Source organism: Aeromonas salmonicida subsp. salmonicida, from assembly GCF_001643305.1.
Taxonomy (GTDB): domain Bacteria; phylum Pseudomonadota; class Gammaproteobacteria; order Enterobacterales; family Aeromonadaceae; genus Aeromonas; species Aeromonas salmonicida.
The window spans coordinates 1-15,870 of record NZ_LSGW01000079.1 but is presented as its reverse complement, the minus strand read 5'-3'; the positions used below and the strand labels follow the sequence as shown (position 1 = coordinate 15,870).

The window sequence follows — 15,870 nt, the reverse complement described above, 5'->3', positions numbered from 1 at the left end:
TAAAGGAGAAGAACAAGCAGACAACCGGATTGTCTGCTCGTATAACGGACACGACGCCGCCTGAGTCGGGATCGCGTTAAACCCGGTTAAATCGACCAGTGCAAACGGGACGCCAGTTCCTGCGCCACCGGGTTCAGTGACTCCTGCATATCCCCGATCAACACCATGTTGGCTCCCTTGAGCGGCACTATCTCTCCCTTGAGCTGGCCATCATCGAAGTTAGGCTCAAGGGTCAGTGGCACATGCTTGGGTACCAGAAACAGGGTGACAGGCCCCATCTTGCCCTGGATCACCATGTGCAGCGCCGGCCCCTGGTAGAAAGCACAGTGATTGACATAGGTTACTTTCATGCCGTCCATGCCCATCAGGGTGGCGCCATATTTTTCCATCTTGGCGTTGATGGTACGCAGGCTTACCTTCTCATCCACATCCTTGATGAAGGGCTCCTCCCCATAGACGTGAGCCATGGCGACCTGACCGAGGGAAAGCTCTCCCGGTGTTGTCAGTGGCCAGCTTAACCAGCGGGTACTCATGCCAAGCAGGAAGGCGACCGACGCGGCTATGGCCAGCATACGCCAGCTGGTGCGTGGGCGAGATGGCAGCGGGACAACCGTTTCTGGCTCTGCCTCCAGCGCCTGCCTGAGCAAAATACGCTCGGCCAACCCTGCCGGCACCTCGACCTCCATGGCCTGATGCAGGTGACGATCCAGCTGCTTCATGTCGTCCATGTGCTTGCGATTGGTAGGGGAAGCCTGCGCCGCTTCGAGAAACTCGGGAGTCTGTTCCAGTGGATGGGTGATGGCTCGACGGCGAAATTCCAGCTCATCCATGGGTATGTCCTCTTTGTTGTGTCTTTGACTCCATGGCCTCTTTGATCTGGTTGCGGGCCCGAAACAGGCGAGTCATGACGGTATTTTTGTTCAACCCCAGCTGCGTCGCTATCTCGTCGCCGCTGAATCCCCCCAGCACCTGCAGCAGCAAGGGTTCCTGATATTCGGCGGGCAGACGGGCGATATGGCGTCTAAGCCATTCGTGCTCCATCTCCTGCTCGCTGTGCAAGGCATCCGGATCGCTCTGGGGATGCTCGTCGAGATCGATGAGATCAAATTGCCTGCGCTCGAAACGACGGGCATTTTCCCGCCGCAATATGGTGATGAGCCAGGCCTTGGCGGCTTTGTCATCGACCAGAGTATCAATGGCCTTCCAGGCGCGCAGGAAGGTCTCTTGCACCAGATCTTCCGCCACCTGGGGATCCCGGCACAGCCAGTAGGCGTAGCGGTAGATGTCCCCGTGCAGGGCATGCACCAGAGCCTCGTATTTGGTTTGTTTGTCTGCCATGCCTTCATAGACCGGAGAAGCCGTTGGATCCTTTCCGACCGTGGCACCTTTTTTTCTGAAAAAACCTAACGCCATCGCTGGGCTTCCTTTTAAATGGGGGATCCTGAGGGATCAGTGGCCTCGTCGTGCCAGCTGCCAGCTGCCTGAGGCCATAGGCTATCGCAAATGTCTCGTACGCGCACAGCGGGCCGGCGAGCCCTTGCCAACAAGCCAGGTTGTCAAGTGAAGTCCCATGGGCGGTGAAACAGGCCCGTTCCAGCGCGGCAAGTCTGGCTGCCAGGTGGGGATCCTGGCGACAGGGCAGGGTGGTGAGGTGGGCATGACGCCGGTGCCAGCGCAGACCGGCCCACTTTAGCAGAGCCTGTCTGGCATGGTTTGCATCTGCGCGCTGCAGTGTTTGTTGCAAGCGGTAGAAGGCGTGCCAACGTGGCCACCCTTGCCAGAGTGCGCGCAGCAGCAGAGCCCAGATAACCCAGTAGAGGCTCTCATCACTGGGGCCAACAGGTCCGCGCTCTGCAGGCGTGGTCTCATCCATGTGCACCGATATGGCAGGTAGCCGAGCATGTTCGATGCGCCCGTTTTGAGTGTTGAACCAGGGCACTTCTATGGCTGGCAACAGATAGTCGCCAGGCTCGGTGGCAGTGAGGGCCTGACGCCACTGGCGCTCGAAACGCAGCGCCCCTTTGGCCAGAAAACGCTCCTGTTGTTGCTCTCCGTCCGGTTTTGCCTGCATGCCAGCAGGCATATTCGCAGAGATCCCCGCCAGTTGGGACAAGGCTCGCGTGCCATCACCCCCTTCCATTATCAGCGTCAGCGTGCGGATCACCGGCTCACCGGCCTTGGCGCCCGAAGCCGGACTCAGCTGCTGACTCAGGGTCAGTTGGCTTGCCACGGGTTGCACCGGCGCCTTGTCAATCTTCACAAACAGGGTAGCGGCTCTGGCCGAGAGGGGGTCGCTGGTGCCGTTATCCTGCGGCAAACGGCCCTGAAAACGCGGCGAGGCCAGTGGGTGAAGTCCGGGGGCTCGGGCCTGCAACAGCCAGCTGCGGGTCAGCCTACCCGGCAATCCCGGTCCTGCCGGGGCTTGCCATTGATCATCCCCGAGTCGACGTATGGTAAAAGCGTCACTGTCGGGTTCGGTGAGATTGGGGGCCTCCATGTTGGCTGGCAACCAGAGGCTGAGCTCATAGATGAAGGGCTGACCGGGATAGAGGGGCCCCTGATGCAGCACCCTGGCCTGCAATTCGATGGGAGAGAGGGCTGCTTGGCTGGGTGCGGATACAAGAGTCCCGGTCTGGCTGCGTTGTGGCAACGGTACCTCAGGTGTCTGTTCCGATCCCAGTGACAGTGCGGGAACAATATGGGGACCGTCATCCAGGGTATGCAGCGGGATCTGCCAGCGGGTCAGGCTGTGGACCGGCGTTGTGACCCGGCTGATGGTCACCTTGCCCACCGCGAACTGGCGCAGCAGGGGGGTGATGATGAGCTCGTTGCTCTGACGCTCCCCGTCCGCTTCTATGATAAGCAACCAGTCGCGGCTGTCGGCACCCGGCAGCAGCTCGGTCCGTGGCGGCGCTGCCAGCACTGGGTGTGCAAACAGCCAGAGCAGCAGCCAGCAAGGGAGCAAGAAGCGAATAAGAGGCGCGCTCTTTACCAAGGCTCTTCTCCTTTGTACTCCTGGCCCCATTCTGTCTTGAGCAACTGACGGCGCTGAGCCTCTTTGCGCAGCCGCTGCTCCAGCAGCAACACTGGTGGCGAGGGGGGGAGCTGGCTGTCTGGCGAGGCCGCTTGCTCGGGAGCGTCTATGGGGTCGGGATCCTGCGCCTGTGGGGTCGCTTGCGGTGGCTGAGCCCGCAGCAGCGCAAGGTTGTAGCGTGCATCCTCGTGATTGGGCTCCTTCGCCAACGCAGCCAGATAGGCTTGCTCGGCAGCGACAAGGTTACCGAGTTGCACCAGTGCGTTGCCCCGGTTGTAGTGAGCAGTGGCACTGGTTGCACTCGCATAGGCGGCGGCGGCCTGGGCATAGTCGCCGGCTCTGTACCAGGCATTACCACGCCAGAGCGGATCTTTGAAGTCGCGTGCCGCAGCCAGATAGCGTCCCTGCTGATAGGCTTGCCAAGCTTGGCTCTCCTGTACTGATAAAGATGAGGTGGGAGCGGCCTGCAAGGGCTGCGGGTTGAGGATCCCGAATCCGGTCCCCAGCAACAGCAGCCAGAGTGTGCCGACGCGGGCCAGCAGAGCCAATGGCAGCAGGGGCAGCAGCAACCAGGGGCCGAGATCCTGCGACTGATTGGCCGTCAATGTCTGGGTCATGGGGAGCGGGGCAAAGCGTGGAAGCCCCGCCTGCAACCACTGCAACTGGCCACCCAGCTCGCGGACAAGCTGTTGCATGATCGTCACATCGGGGGCTGGCAGCTCGCGGCCGAGCGCTGCACCAAAGCCCTGCACTTCGCCGGAGACGGGGGGCAACCGGCTGGCTTTGCCGCCGCTGGCGAGCAATATATCCAGGCGTGGCGCTGCACCTTCATGGCAAAACAGCTCGCCCTGGCAGGGCCAGAGTGCGCGGATCCGGTCAGCCTGTCTTGCCGAGAGGCCGTCGCTGATCAGCAGCAGTCGTGCACGCTGGCCTGGGGCGATCTGGCTGAGGGCCAGCGCCACGGCGCGCTCGGGGGCGCTCCCCTGTTTGGGCATGATGGCCGGACGCAGGTCGGGCAACAGCAGCGCTATGGCCTGATGATCCCGGGTGGCAGGCATGGCGAGGTAGGCATCACCGGCAAACAGAATAAGGGCGATGGGGCGCCCCTCTTTGTTCGGGAGGGCCTCGGCCAGCATATCTTGCAGCAGCAGGCGCACCCGGGTTGCCCGGTCCGGCAGCAGATCGGTGGCCAGCATGGAGCGGGATAGATCCAGCAACCAGATGTCGAGGGCGGGGGATGCAATGGACTGGCTCTGCTGGCGCAGGGCGGGGCCACTCAAAGCCAGTATGACGGGCAGACAGGCCAGCCAGAGCCAGGGATGGGGGTGGTGGTGTCCCGGCAGCAGGTAGGCCTGCATGGCGGGGGCGAGCAGAGGAGCCTGTTTGCGACGACGCCAGCCCTGCCACAACCAGGGCAAGAGGGCCAGCAGCCAGAGCGGGCGTAGCAGTATCAGCTCCATGATAGCCATCCGGGGCCATGGCGATCAATCATGGGCGTCTCCCCGTTGCAGTTGGGGGCGCAAGCGCAGCAGGCGGGGCCAGTGCAGACGGTCAGGCCACATCAGCAACAGCCAGGCGAGTGCCAGGGGCCAGGGATAGAGCTCCCGGTTCGGCAGATAGCGGGTCCGGGCCGTAGCGGCAGGCTCCAGGGTATCCAGGGTCTGGTTGATGGCATCGAGATCGCCCTGGGTCCTGGCACGGAAATAGCGGCCCTGACCCACCTTGGCCAGCTGTTGCAGCAGGGCCTCGTCCAGCTCTGCGCTAGGGTCGCTTTGTGCCGGTTGCAGCGCTTCGACGAAGGTATCGGGGTCGGCACCCACCCCCAGGGTGTAGAGGGTCATGCCGCTGGCGGCAGCCCGCCGGGCCTCACTCAGGGGATCGGCGCTGCCCGCTGTGTTGCGGCCATCTGTGACCAGCAGCAGGGCAGTGGGGCGTTTGGGATCTGCATGCTGGCGAGCCAGCAGTATGGCTTCTCCCAGCGCAGTGGTGCGGCCAACCAGATCAAAATCGAGCTCACGGGTCAAGGTCAGCAGGGCCTTGGTCTCCTGGGTCAGGGGGGAGAGCAGGTAAGCGTGATCGGCGAAGACAACGAGGGCGATGCGATCGCCGGGGCGGGTTTCGATCAGTCGGCTTATCTGCTGGCGCACAGCGCTGAGCCTGTCCCGCTGCTCCCCCTCATCCAGCATGTCCTGGGTGCGCATGCTGTCGGAAAGGTCTACCGCCAAAATGAGATCCCGGCTGCTCTGGTAAGTGACCAGGGGGGGCTCCTGCCATTGAGGACGGCACAGGGCCAGCACCAGGGCGCACCAGCACAGCGTCATCCGCCAGAGTGGCTGGCCGGCATGGGGCCGCAGCAGGGGAAAGCCGTCGTGCAACAGCAGGGTTCGGTTTTGTTTGTCAGCAGAGAGCGGCGGCAGGCCGAAGCGCACCAGCAATGGCAGCACCAACGCCAGCGCAAACCAGGGCCAGGCGAGGATCATGATGGCCTCCGGTCACGCAGGTGTCTGCGGCCCTGTTGCCAGCGGCTGAGCAATGCGGCCATCCCGGATGGCAGCCAGATGCAGGCTCGCCCCCAACTCAGGTAGGCGCAGTGCAGTGACTTGAGTTGCCTGGCGTTTGGGCAAATTCACAGAAGCAGCAGCCCCCTTTGCTGTCCAGAAACGCGAGCCAGGCATCCCCTTTCAAGGTACGCACCTCGGGCCAGCGGCGCAGGGCTGCCTCGCGCAGCACGGTTTGCAATCGGGGCACCAGATCCGGCGCCTCCCAGTCAATTTGTCGCTGCCAGCGGCGATAGCGTCCAAGGTTTATCAGCGTCATGCCGATCAGCACGGCAATTAGAAGCGTGATCAGCAGCCCCCACCAGCCCTGAATACGGGGATCTGATGCTGCGACCAGCATGGGGCCCGGGTGTATGTCACGCAGTTGCGCCGCCAGAGGAGAGAGGGGCGAGATTGTGGCCACGGCAGTGGATGCGCTAGCGAGCAACATGCTTAAAACAGACGACATGCGCCCTCCTGCCACTGCTGTTGCAGCGACTGGCCGTTGTCGAGCCGGTAGAGGCGTTGTACCAGCGGCAGTAATTGCTGGTGGCACTGGCGGGCCAGACGTTCGGCAGCCAGCTGGTAGCGATGAGCAAAGCCAGGCTCAGTGGCATCGAGCCAGCCGTTCTGTCTGCCTGCCTGCACGGCCAGCCGTCCCTGGCTTGGCAGGCTCGCCTCCAGCGGATCCCGGATCTGCCAGCAGTGGATGTCGTGGCGCCGCCCGAGCAGTTGCAACTGCTGGCTGAGCGACTCATCGCAGGGCTGGTGGTCGGTGATCAGTGTCAATCTGGCGCCGTGAGGCAGGCTGAGTCGCGCCAGCGTCCGGGCCAGGGATTGGGATTGCAACGGCGTGCGATCCAGCCCCTCGTCATAGTGATGGCAAAGCGCTTCCAGCAAGGGCACCAGAGAGCCCCGCTGGGGGTGGATATGAAGCTCGGCGCCGTGGCAGATCAGGGTGTTGGCCTGTTTCTCTCCCTGCCACAGCAGGGCTGCGGCCAGCTCACATCCCAGCCGGGCCTTGAGTTGTATTCGTGAGCCAAAGTACATGGCAGGTGAGAGATCAATCAGCAGCCAGTGGGCCTGATCTTGCTCCTCGCTGTAGAGTCGGGTGTAGGGGCGACCGAGCCGGGCTGTGACCCGCCAGTCGATGTGACGCACCTCATCCCCCGCCTGATAGGCGCGCAGCTCGCGAAAGGTGAGCCCCGGCATGCGGCCAAGTCTGCCCTGCTGGGCCGGTTGGACGCGAGCCCTCGGCCCCTGTCTCGCCCACAGCCTGATGGCCAGCAACTGGGCCAGGGTGAGGGCAATATCGGGGTGTGCGCGGGGCTCGTCAGGTCTGGTCATGGGCATGGGGTTGCTAGGGGCATGGTATCGCGTCCAGTAGCCGGGCTATCAGGGTGTCGTTATCAAGATTGTCGGCCAGTGCCTGATAACTGGGAATAAGACGGTGGCGCAGTATGGCGGGGGCCAGTTGCTGTATGTCCTCCGGCAGCACGAAATCCCGTCCGGCGAGCCAGGCCTGGGCGCGGGCGGCGCGGGCCAGGCCTATGCTGGCCCTGGGGCTGGCACCGACGGCGATGAAGGGTTCAAGCTCGGGGCACAGGCCGCTACCCGGGCGGGTGGCGCACACCAGTTGCACCAGATAGTGCTCGAGCCGCACCTGCATCAGTACCTCTTGAACGCCGGTGCGGGCTGCCAGTAGATCGGCCTGACTCAGGGTCACTGGCGGGGGGGCTAGTTGCTCGCCCCGGGCGTTGAGCTGCAAGATGGCGAGCTCCATGGCGGGGCTCGGGTAATCCACCATCAATTTAAGCAAGAAGCGGTCGAGCTGGGCCTCCGGCAACGGATAGGTCCCCTCCTGTTCGATGGGGTTCTGGGTCGCTGCGACCATGAACAGCGGCGGCAGGCGCCAGCTCTTCTTGCCTACCGTTATCTGGTGCTCGGCCATCGCCTCCAGCAACGCGGATTGCACCTTGGCGGGAGCCCGGTTGATTTCATCGGCCAGCACCAGGTGATTGAACAGGGGGCCGGGCTGGAACACGAAGCTGGCATCTTGCGGGTGAAACACCTCGCTGCCGGTGAGATCGGCAGGCAGCAGATCGGGGGTAAACTGGATACGGGCGAAGCGCCCCTCCACCGCACTGGCCAGCGCCTTGACGGCGCGGGTTTTGGCAAGACCGGGCGCCCCCTCGATTAACACATGTCCTTCACATAGCAGGGCGATCAGCAGCCCCTCGATGAGGGCGCCCTGTCCCAGGATCTGGCTTGCCAGATAGTCTCTCAGTTGTCTGAACTCGGCCGCTGCCATGGGATGAACCCGTTGTTTTTATGGACGTTGTTCTTTTTATACTCCAGTTGTTCCAAGAGGGCGAGGGAGGGGGCCAAGATGACGGCAATTTAGTTTCAATCAGCCGTATGAAATTTGTGAGTGGATTGTTAAGATGTGGCCCAATGAGGTCAGACCTCTGCCTTTTAACCCAAGGAGCCAGGATGAAACAGCCATTGAAACTGACGACTCGCCAGGGCGAACGGATTGCCGTCGTGGCGGGTCTGCGAACCCCTTTTGCCAAACAGGCCACCGCCTTTCACGGCGTGCCTGCGGTGGATCTTGGCAAGCTGGTGGTGAGTGAACTGCTCGCCCGTACCAGCCTCGATCCCAAGCTTATCGACCAGCTGGTGTTCGGTCAGGTGGTGCAGATGCCGGAAGCGCCCAACATAGCCCGCGAAATCGTGCTCGGTACCGGCATGAGTGTCACCACGGATGCCTATAGCGTGTCCCGTGCCTGCGCCACCAGTTTCCAGGCAGTGGCCAACGTCACTGAATCCATCATGGCCGGCACGGTCGACATCGCCATTGCCGGTGGTGCCGACTCTTCTTCCGTGCTGCCCATCGGGGTCAGCAAGAAGCTGGCCCGCGCCCTGGTGGATCTCAACAAGGCGCGCAATCTGCAGCAGCGCTTCAATATTCTGCGTGCACTGCGACTCAAGGACCTGATGCCGGTTCCCCCTGCCGTGGCTGAATACTCCACCGGCCTCTCCATGGGACAGACCGCCGAGCAGATGGCCAAGAGCCACCAGATCAGCCGCGAGGCGCAAGATGCGCTGGCCCATCGCTCCCACACCCTGGCGGCGCAAGCCTGGGCCGATGGCAAGCTGAGCGGCGAGGTGTTCACCGCCCACGTGCCCCCCTACAAGTCGCCGCTGGAGCGGGACAACAACATCCGCGAGAGCTCGGATTTGGCGAGCTACGCCAAGCTCAAACCCGTGTTTGACCGGGTGCATGGCACAGTCACTGCGGCCAACGCCACCCCGCTTACCGACGGTGCCGCCGCCGTGCTGTTGATGCGGGAAGGGCGAGCAAAAGAGCTGGGGCTGGAACCACTCGGCTATATTCGCAGCTTCGCGTTTTCCGCCATCGACGTATGGCAAGACATGCTGATGGGCCCCTCCTATGCGACGCCGCTGGCGCTGGAGCGCGCTGGCATCACACTCGCGGATCTGACCCTGATCGACATGCACGAAGCCTTTGCCGCCCAGACCCTGGCCAACCTCAAGATGTTTGCGAGCGCCGAGTTTGCCCGTGACAAGTTGGGGCGCAGCCAAGCCATCGGTGAAGTGGACATGGACAAGTTCAACGTCCTCGGTGGCTCCCTGGCCTATGGTCACCCTTTTGCCGCGACCGGTGCGCGCATGATCACCCAGACGCTTCATGAGTTGCGTCGTCGGGGTGGGGGATTGGGGCTCAATACCGCCTGTGCGGCGGGCGGGCTCGGTGTGGCCATGGTGTTGGAGGTGGAATGATGAGTGCGAAGACTTTTTCCCTGACGGTACGTCAGGATGGCATCGGTATCCTCACCATGGACGTACCGGGCGAGAGCATGAATACCCTGAAGGTCGCCTTCGTGGACGAGATCCGTGCCGTGCTGGCCGAGGTGAAAAATAACAGCGAGCTGATCGGGCTGGTGGTGGTCTCCGGCAAGAAGGACTCCTTCATCGCAGGTGCCGACATCAGCATGCTGGCGGCCTGTACCAGTGCCGAAGATGCCCAGACCCTCTCTCGCGAAGGGCAGATCATCTTCGCCGAGATCGAGTCGCTGGCTATTCCGGTGATCGCCGCCATTCACGGCCCCTGCCTCGGTGGCGGGCTGGAGCTGGCACTGGCCTGCCATGGCCGTGTGGTGACCGACCACGGCAAAACCGTGCTGGGATTGCCGGAAGTACAGCTCGGCCTGCTGCCGGGCTCTGGCGGGACCCAGCGTTTGCCGCGCCTCATTGGCGTGGCCAAGGCTCTGGATCTGATGCTGACCGGCAAGCAGGTGCGGGCCAAACAGGCCAAGAAGTTGGGGCTGGTGGACGATGTGGTGCCGCCTTCTATCCTGCTGGATGCTGCCATCAAGTTGGCCAAGCAGGGCAAACCCCGCCATCAGTTGAAACGGGATCTGCAGGGCAAGGTGCTGGAGACCAATGCGCTGGGTCGCAAGGTGCTGTTCGATCAGGCACGCAAAGGCGTCATGAGCAAAACCCGCGGCAACTATCCGGCGCCTGAGCGGATCCTGGAGGTGGTGCGCATCGGCGTGGAAGAGGGGATGCAGGCCGGTCTGGCCGCTGAATCCCGCCACTTTGGCGAGCTGGTGATGACGGCGGAATCCGCCGCCCTGCGCTCCCTCTTCTTTGCCACTACCGAGATGAAGAAAGAGGTCACCTATCAGGGGGCCGAGCCACGCAAGGTCGCCCATGCCGCCGTGCTGGGCGGGGGCCTGATGGGGGGCGGTATCGCCTTCGTCACCGCCACCAAGGCGGGGGTGCCGGTGCGGATCAAGGATGTGGCGAGCGCCGGTATTGGCAATGCCATGCGTTACAGCTACGACATTCTGGCCAAGAAGCTCAAGCGCCGTCACATTCTGCGCAGCGAGCTGGAAAAACAGATGAGCCTGCTCTCCGGCACCCTGGATTACTCCGGGTTCCATCGGGTAGACATGGTGGTGGAGGCAGTGTTTGAAGATCTCGCTCTCAAACACCAGATGGTGAAAGAGGTAGAGCACGAATGCGGTGAACACACAGTGTTTGCCTCCAACACCTCCTCCCTGCCCATCCATCAGATAGCGGCAGAAGCGGCGCACCCGGAGCGGATCGTGGGGCTGCACTATTTCAGTCCGGTGGACAAAATGCCGCTGGCCGAGATCATTCCCCACGCCGGCACCAGCGCCGAGACGGTGGCCACCACGCTGGCGTTTGCCCGTGCCCAGGGCAAGACCCCGATTGTGGTGAAAGACGAGGCCGGTTTCTACGTCAACCGCATCCTGGCGCCTTACATGAACGAGGCGGCCCGCCTTGTGCTGGAAGGGGAGCCGGTGGAGGTACTGGACAGTGCCCTGCTGGACTTCGGCTTCCCGGTCGGCCCCATTACCTTGCTCGATGAGGTGGGGATCGATGTGGGTGCCAAGATCGCCCCCATCCTCGAGAAAGAGCTGGGTGGCGAGCAGTTCCAGGCACCCAAGGCGTTCGACAAGCTGCTGCAAGACGATCGCAAGGGGCGCAAGAACGGCAAAGGTTTCTACCTCTATGGCAAGGCTGCACCACGCAATCGGCTTACCGGCAAAGAGGGCAAGAAAAAGGTCGATGAGAGCGTTTACGCCGTGCTCGGGGTCAAGCCTGCGCCCAAGCAATCCAGGATGGAAATTGCCGAGCGCTGCGTGCTGATGATGCTCAATGAAGCAGCCATGGCGCTGGACAGCGGTGTGGTAGCCTCGGCGCGAGATGGCGACATTGGTGCCATCTTCGGCATCGGTTTCCCGCCCTTCCTCGGTGGCCCGTTCCGTTACATGGACACCCTCGGCATCGACCATCTGGTGGAGCGTCTCGAGCACTACCAGAAACGCTATGGCGACCGATTTGCTCCCTGCGATCGCCTCAAGGCAATGGCTGCGGAGCAGCAGCGTTTCTACGGGTAACGCTTGCCGGAAACCTGATCCATGCTCTGCCTAATGGCCCGAGCAGGATGAAAGTGGTGGCCTGTTGCCCCGGATAACAAAAGACCCCCCTCAATGACATGAGGGGGGTCTTTTTGTATTGCTATCCCGCTAGGGTGGCTTGCACGGGATGTGACTGCGATCGGCTAGATCCTCAAGCCGAGGAGTCAGGCCTTTTTCAGGTAGGCGGCGACCAGCACTATCTGTACGCCGTTGACCTTGCCTTCGATGTGCAGCGGGTTGTTGGTCAGGCGGATGCCCTTGACCAGGGTGCCGCGTTTGGCGGTGAAGCCGCCGCCCTTGACGTCCAGATCCTTGATCAAGGTAACAGAGTCCCCTTCGACCAGCACGGCGCCGTTGGAATCCAGAGTCGGTACGCTGTCGTCATCGTCGCCAGCCTGGCCAGCTTCGGCCCAGGTCTTGGTCTCGTCTTCCATGTACATCATGTCCAGCATGTCCTGAGCCCACACTTCGCCTTGGCCGGACAGGGCTTTCAGCTGACGCCACGCCATGACCTGCACGGCAGGAACCTGGCTCCACATGCTGTCGCCCAGGCAACGCCAGTGATTGACCACTGTGGTGTCCGGCTGTTCCAGCTGGCCACGGCAGGTATCACACAGGGCAAGGCTGTGATCATCATCGCTGGCCGGTGAGTGGGGCACAGCGAAGGCAGTCAGTGCCTGTTCGGCGCCGCACAGTTCACACTTGGCGCCTGCGCGCGCTTGCAGGATGGCATTGATGGTCATGTTTTGGTTCCATTCATGTTGGTAAAATGGCCCGCCTTGAGCGAACCAGGGTAAAGAGGGGGCGGAATATAGCATAAAACCCCTCTCTTTGTCAGGCCAACGCCCGGGCTCCGGGTTGTTTGCCTGGTTGACGCCTGTGCTTATAGTTGCCTGCCGGGGCAAGGCCAGGGTTAATGACCGCAGGTCAGGCTCAAGCCCGGTCTCATGGCGGCCGATCCGCATTGGCGAGTGCTTTTTGGGAAGGGATCGCTAAAATGAGCCTCTTTTTTGACTGCAAGGCAGGGGCAAGCGTGCTGGCTCAACGTTTTCAACAACTGGATCGATTGCTGACCGAGACCCGGCGCTGGTGGCAATATCAACCCTATCATCACCTGAATCTGGCTTTTGCCGACGAGACTCCCGCGCTGGCCGCACTGCTCAACGCCATGCCCCTCGAGCAGATCAATCGGCTCGATGGTGACATGGGGGCCCTGTGCGACCTGCTCGCCCCCTGGATCCCGGCGGGGGAGACGCTGCACACCCTGAGTGAACTTGCGCTATTTACCCCGGAGCCCATCCAGTGCGCCAAGGAGATGGCGCTGCACATGCCGGGTCGCAAGCAGGCGCAGATAGAAGCCTTTACCGGTTGCCTGCCACCCCATCAAGGCCCCTATCTGGAGTGGTGCGCAGGCAAGGGCCATCTGGGGCGGCTGGTCTCCCTGCATCGCCAGGCAGAGATCCTGAGCCTGGAGCTGCAAGGCCCGCTTTGTGAAGAGGGACGTCGGCTGGCGGCCCGCGACGGGGCTCGCATGCATTTCGTGCAAGCGGATGCCTTTGCGGCCGATGCCGGCCAGTTGCTCGTCACGGATCACCACGCCATGGCGCTGCACGCCTGTGGCGAGCTGCACACCCATCTGTTGTCGCTGGTGGCAGAACGTGGTGCCCAGGGAGTGACCATATCCCCTTGTTGCTATCACCTGATCCGCGGCACCCACTATCGCCCCTTGTCTGCTGCTGCCAAGGCCAGCGCGCTTGCGCTTGCCAAGGCGGATCTGCGGCTGCCGCTGCAGGAAACAGTCACGGCCGGCGCGCGCATCTCCCGCCTGCGCGAGCAGGAGGTGGTATGGCGGCTCGGCTTTGACTGCCTGCAACGCCAGGTGCGCGGGGTGAACGAATACCTGCCGGTGCCCAATATGCAAAAAAGCCTGCTCACCGGCAGCTTCGAGGCGTTTTGTGAATGGGCGGCCGAGCGCAAGGGGATAGCCCTGCCTGTGGGGATGGATCTTGCCGCTTTTCTGGCCATGGGGGAGGCGCGTTATGGGGATGTCGCCCGCATGGAGCTGGTGCGCCATCTGTTTCGTCGTCCGCTCGAGATCTGGTTGGTGCTCGATCGGGCGCTCTTCCTGCAAGAGCATGGCTACCGGGTGGAAGTGGGCGAGTTTTGCGACAAGCCCATGACGCCGCGCAATGTTTTGATCCGAGCCGTGCGATCCTCGCTCGCATGAACCTCTGAGTAGCCTGCCCCGGATTACCCTGCTGCCAGCGGGGCAATCCGGGGATCATCAGACAAGTCATTGTCATGGCTAGTAGCCAGGATAAAAGGGTGAGGCAGGGCGATTATCATGCCGCTCTTGTCTTTCTCTATCCTGTTTCGACATCCCAGTGGTATGCCCACGTATCAGGCCGACATTCAGTGTCTCTTTTTATATGCTTTTCATGGCCCACGGCCACTAAGTGAAATGGCTCACAGATCCGTTTTATTTCTTAATTTTTGATGAGAATTTAGTTATGAAAAGGCCTATTCTCGGGATGAACTTTTCCGAGACAAGGACTGTGCCCCATGTTCAAACCCACGCAATGTGCCTGGCTGGTTGCTGCTGCCTGCGCATTGCCAAGCTATGCCGCCATGAATATCCAGCCCGATCCAAAAAATGCTGGTGGATATGTGATTGCCGCACCGGATCTTGCGGCAGTTGAAAAAGCAAAGACAGCCAACCCCATGTACGGAGTCTGGTCAAAAGCATTGGCGACTCGGCCCAATAATATTGTCGATGCCATCACGCCAAGAGCGGCCAGCAACCCGGATAATGTCAAACGGGTCGAGCGGGTGTTCACGGAGTCTGACTGGGAATATTTAACCCAGATGGCAGCGCCGGAATATACCTATGAACGATTCTTGCGGGCCATAGGTAAATTCCCTGCTTTTTGTGGTGAATATACCGATGGTCGGGATTCGGATGCCATCTGCAAAAAATCCATAGTGACCGCCTTCGCCCATTTTTCCCAGGAGACGGGTGGTCATATCAGCAAAGACAATATTTCTGATAATCCGCTGGCGCTGGAGGAGTGGCAACAGGCACTGGTGCATGTGCGTGAAATGGGCTGGTCAGAGGGGCTGGCGGGTTACACCACTGGGTGCGGGCAAAATGACTGGCAGAACAAGAAGTGGCCCTGCAGTACGGGGCAGGGCTATTTCGGTCGCGGCGCAAAGCAGCTCTCTTATCACTTCAATTACGGCGCCTTCTCCGAGGCGATGTTTGACGGCGATGCCTCTGTGCTGCTCAACAACCCGGGGCTGGTGGCCGACTCCTGGTTGAACCTGGCATCCGCCATCTGGTTTTTCCTCACCCCCCAGGCGCCCAAGCCCGCCATGCTGCATGTGATTGACCGCACCTGGGTGCCCTCCCAGCGCGAGATAGCGGCCGGCATCGGCTATGGCTTTGGCACCACCATCAACGTCATCAATGGTGGCATAGAGTGTGGTGAACAAAACAAGGACAAGGGGCAACCGGTCAGCCGGATCCGTTATTGGGAGGGGCTGGCCGAGCATTACCAGATCCCCGTCAAGGCCGACGAGAAGAACACCTGCTGGCAGCAGACCCCCTACGGCAGCCTGAATCTGAACGGCGCCACTGATGTGCTTTATACCAACTGGGATGGCAACTGGAAGTACTACCCAGACAGACCCGGCGGTTACTCCTTCGAATGTGAGCTGGTGGGTTTTCAGACCGCCTATTCGGCCCTGGTGCCGGGAGACTACGAGAAGTGTGTGACCAACTTTTACGGCTCCCATGCCAACTGGCCGAAAGTGCGTATTGTCGCCAAGCTCGATCCCGCACCGATCGATCCGGTTGACCCGCCCGTTGACGGCCATGCAGCCTGGGGTATCACCAAGGTTTATACGGCGGGGGCCAAGGTCAGTCATAAGGGTGCGGTTTATCAGGCCAAATGGTGGACTCAGGGTAATGAACCCGGCAAGGGCGATCCCTGGGCGCTGGTGCCGGCCAAGTAATAAGGGCTCGGCTCCGTCACTGGAGCTAACGAGATCAATACAAGGGATCCTTTATATATCTGGTCAGACGGCAAGAGGGAGGCATATTGCCTCCCTCCTTTCATGATATAGAGGCCATTTATTCATCCGGGAGGGAGATGCATTACCATGCTTGCATATCCTGTTTATCAGGATATAACCATCATCTGATGGGGACTGTTCATTTATCCTCTGTTCATACCCAGCATATTATGGTTGTTTCGTGTTGTGAATATATGTCTGGCGGGACGCCATTTTCCTATTTGGTGATGGGCTCTAAATAACTGATCCT

13 protein-coding genes are annotated in these 15,870 nt (G+C 61.3%); 4 read left to right on the top strand and 9 right to left on the bottom strand.

Going from position 1 to position 15,870, the window contains the following annotated elements:
* Positions 1-86 precede the first annotated feature (86 nt).
* From AXW79_RS14710 to AXW79_RS14675, 8 genes are all read right to left on the bottom strand, one after another.
* Positions 87-830, bottom strand: a complete 744-nt coding sequence (locus AXW79_RS14710) for a DUF3379 domain-containing protein (RefSeq protein ID WP_005311293.1) — start codon at positions 828-830, stop codon at positions 87-89.
* The gene (locus tag AXW79_RS14705) at positions 823-1,413 is read right to left on the bottom strand and encodes a sigma-70 family RNA polymerase sigma factor (RefSeq protein ID WP_011898743.1); all 591 of its coding nucleotides are present in this window, start codon (positions 1,411-1,413) and stop codon (positions 823-825) included. The genes AXW79_RS14710 and AXW79_RS14705 overlap by 8 nt, the downstream gene beginning before the upstream one ends.
* Positions 1,343-2,995: a BatD family protein gene (locus AXW79_RS14700; RefSeq protein ID WP_005311297.1), complete on the bottom strand. Its 1,653-nt coding sequence runs from the start codon at positions 2,993-2,995 to the stop codon at positions 1,343-1,345. Before AXW79_RS14700 ends, AXW79_RS14705 begins: the two co-directional genes overlap by 71 nt.
* The gene (locus AXW79_RS14695; protein WP_005311299.1) at positions 2,989-4,494 is read right to left on the bottom strand and encodes a VWA domain-containing protein; all 1,506 of its coding nucleotides are present in this window, start codon (positions 4,492-4,494) and stop codon (positions 2,989-2,991) included. The genes AXW79_RS14700 and AXW79_RS14695 overlap by 7 nt, the downstream gene beginning before the upstream one ends.
* Positions 4,495-4,518: 24 nt before the next feature.
* Entirely contained in the window at positions 4,519-5,514 is a 996-nt protein-coding gene (locus AXW79_RS14690; protein WP_005311301.1) for a VWA domain-containing protein, read from the bottom strand.
* Between the two features lie 97 nt (positions 5,515-5,611).
* Positions 5,612-6,040, bottom strand: coding sequence for a DUF4381 domain-containing protein (locus AXW79_RS14685; protein ID WP_011898740.1), 429 nt, complete (start codon positions 6,038-6,040; stop codon positions 5,612-5,614).
* Complete coding sequence (locus AXW79_RS14680; RefSeq protein ID WP_005311305.1) at positions 6,025-6,924, bottom strand: DUF58 domain-containing protein; 900 nt, start codon at positions 6,922-6,924, stop codon at positions 6,025-6,027. Before AXW79_RS14680 ends, AXW79_RS14685 begins: the two co-directional genes overlap by 16 nt.
* A 7-nt stretch (positions 6,925-6,931) precedes the next feature.
* Positions 6,932-7,882 (bottom strand): AAA family ATPase, encoded by a 951-nt coding sequence (locus AXW79_RS14675; protein WP_005311307.1) that lies wholly within the window; start codon positions 7,880-7,882, stop codon positions 6,932-6,934.
* Between the two features lie 182 nt (positions 7,883-8,064).
* On the opposite strand from AXW79_RS14675, the gene fadI reads away from it, so the two are divergent.
* Together fadI and fadJ are read left to right on the top strand one after the other, a co-directional pair.
* Positions 8,065-9,375: an acetyl-CoA C-acyltransferase FadI gene (gene fadI / locus AXW79_RS14670; protein ID WP_005311309.1), complete on the top strand. Its 1,311-nt coding sequence runs from the start codon at positions 8,065-8,067 to the stop codon at positions 9,373-9,375.
* On the top strand, positions 9,375-11,525 hold the full coding sequence (gene fadJ, locus AXW79_RS14665) for a fatty acid oxidation complex subunit alpha FadJ (RefSeq protein WP_005311311.1): 2,151 nt from the start codon (positions 9,375-9,377) through the stop codon (positions 11,523-11,525). The genes fadI and fadJ overlap by 1 nt, the downstream gene beginning before the upstream one ends.
* A gap of 185 nt (positions 11,526-11,710) precedes the next feature.
* On the opposite strand, the gene AXW79_RS14660 is transcribed toward fadJ, so the two are convergent.
* A complete protein-coding gene (locus AXW79_RS14660) occupies positions 11,711-12,289 on the bottom strand; it encodes a PhnA domain-containing protein (RefSeq protein ID WP_005311314.1) in 579 nt (192 codons plus the stop codon).
* A 254-nt stretch (positions 12,290-12,543) separates the two neighbouring features.
* On the opposite strand from AXW79_RS14660, the gene AXW79_RS14655 reads away from it, so the two are divergent.
* Together AXW79_RS14655 and AXW79_RS14650 are read left to right on the top strand one after the other, a co-directional pair.
* A complete protein-coding gene (locus AXW79_RS14655) occupies positions 12,544-13,773 on the top strand; it encodes a methyltransferase (RefSeq protein WP_005311315.1) in 1,230 nt (409 codons plus the stop codon).
* Positions 13,774-14,108: 335 nt separating this feature from the next.
* A complete protein-coding gene (locus AXW79_RS14650; RefSeq protein WP_005311317.1) occupies positions 14,109-15,560 on the top strand; it encodes a chitinase in 1,452 nt (483 codons plus the stop codon).
* Positions 15,561-15,870 lie beyond the last annotated feature (310 nt).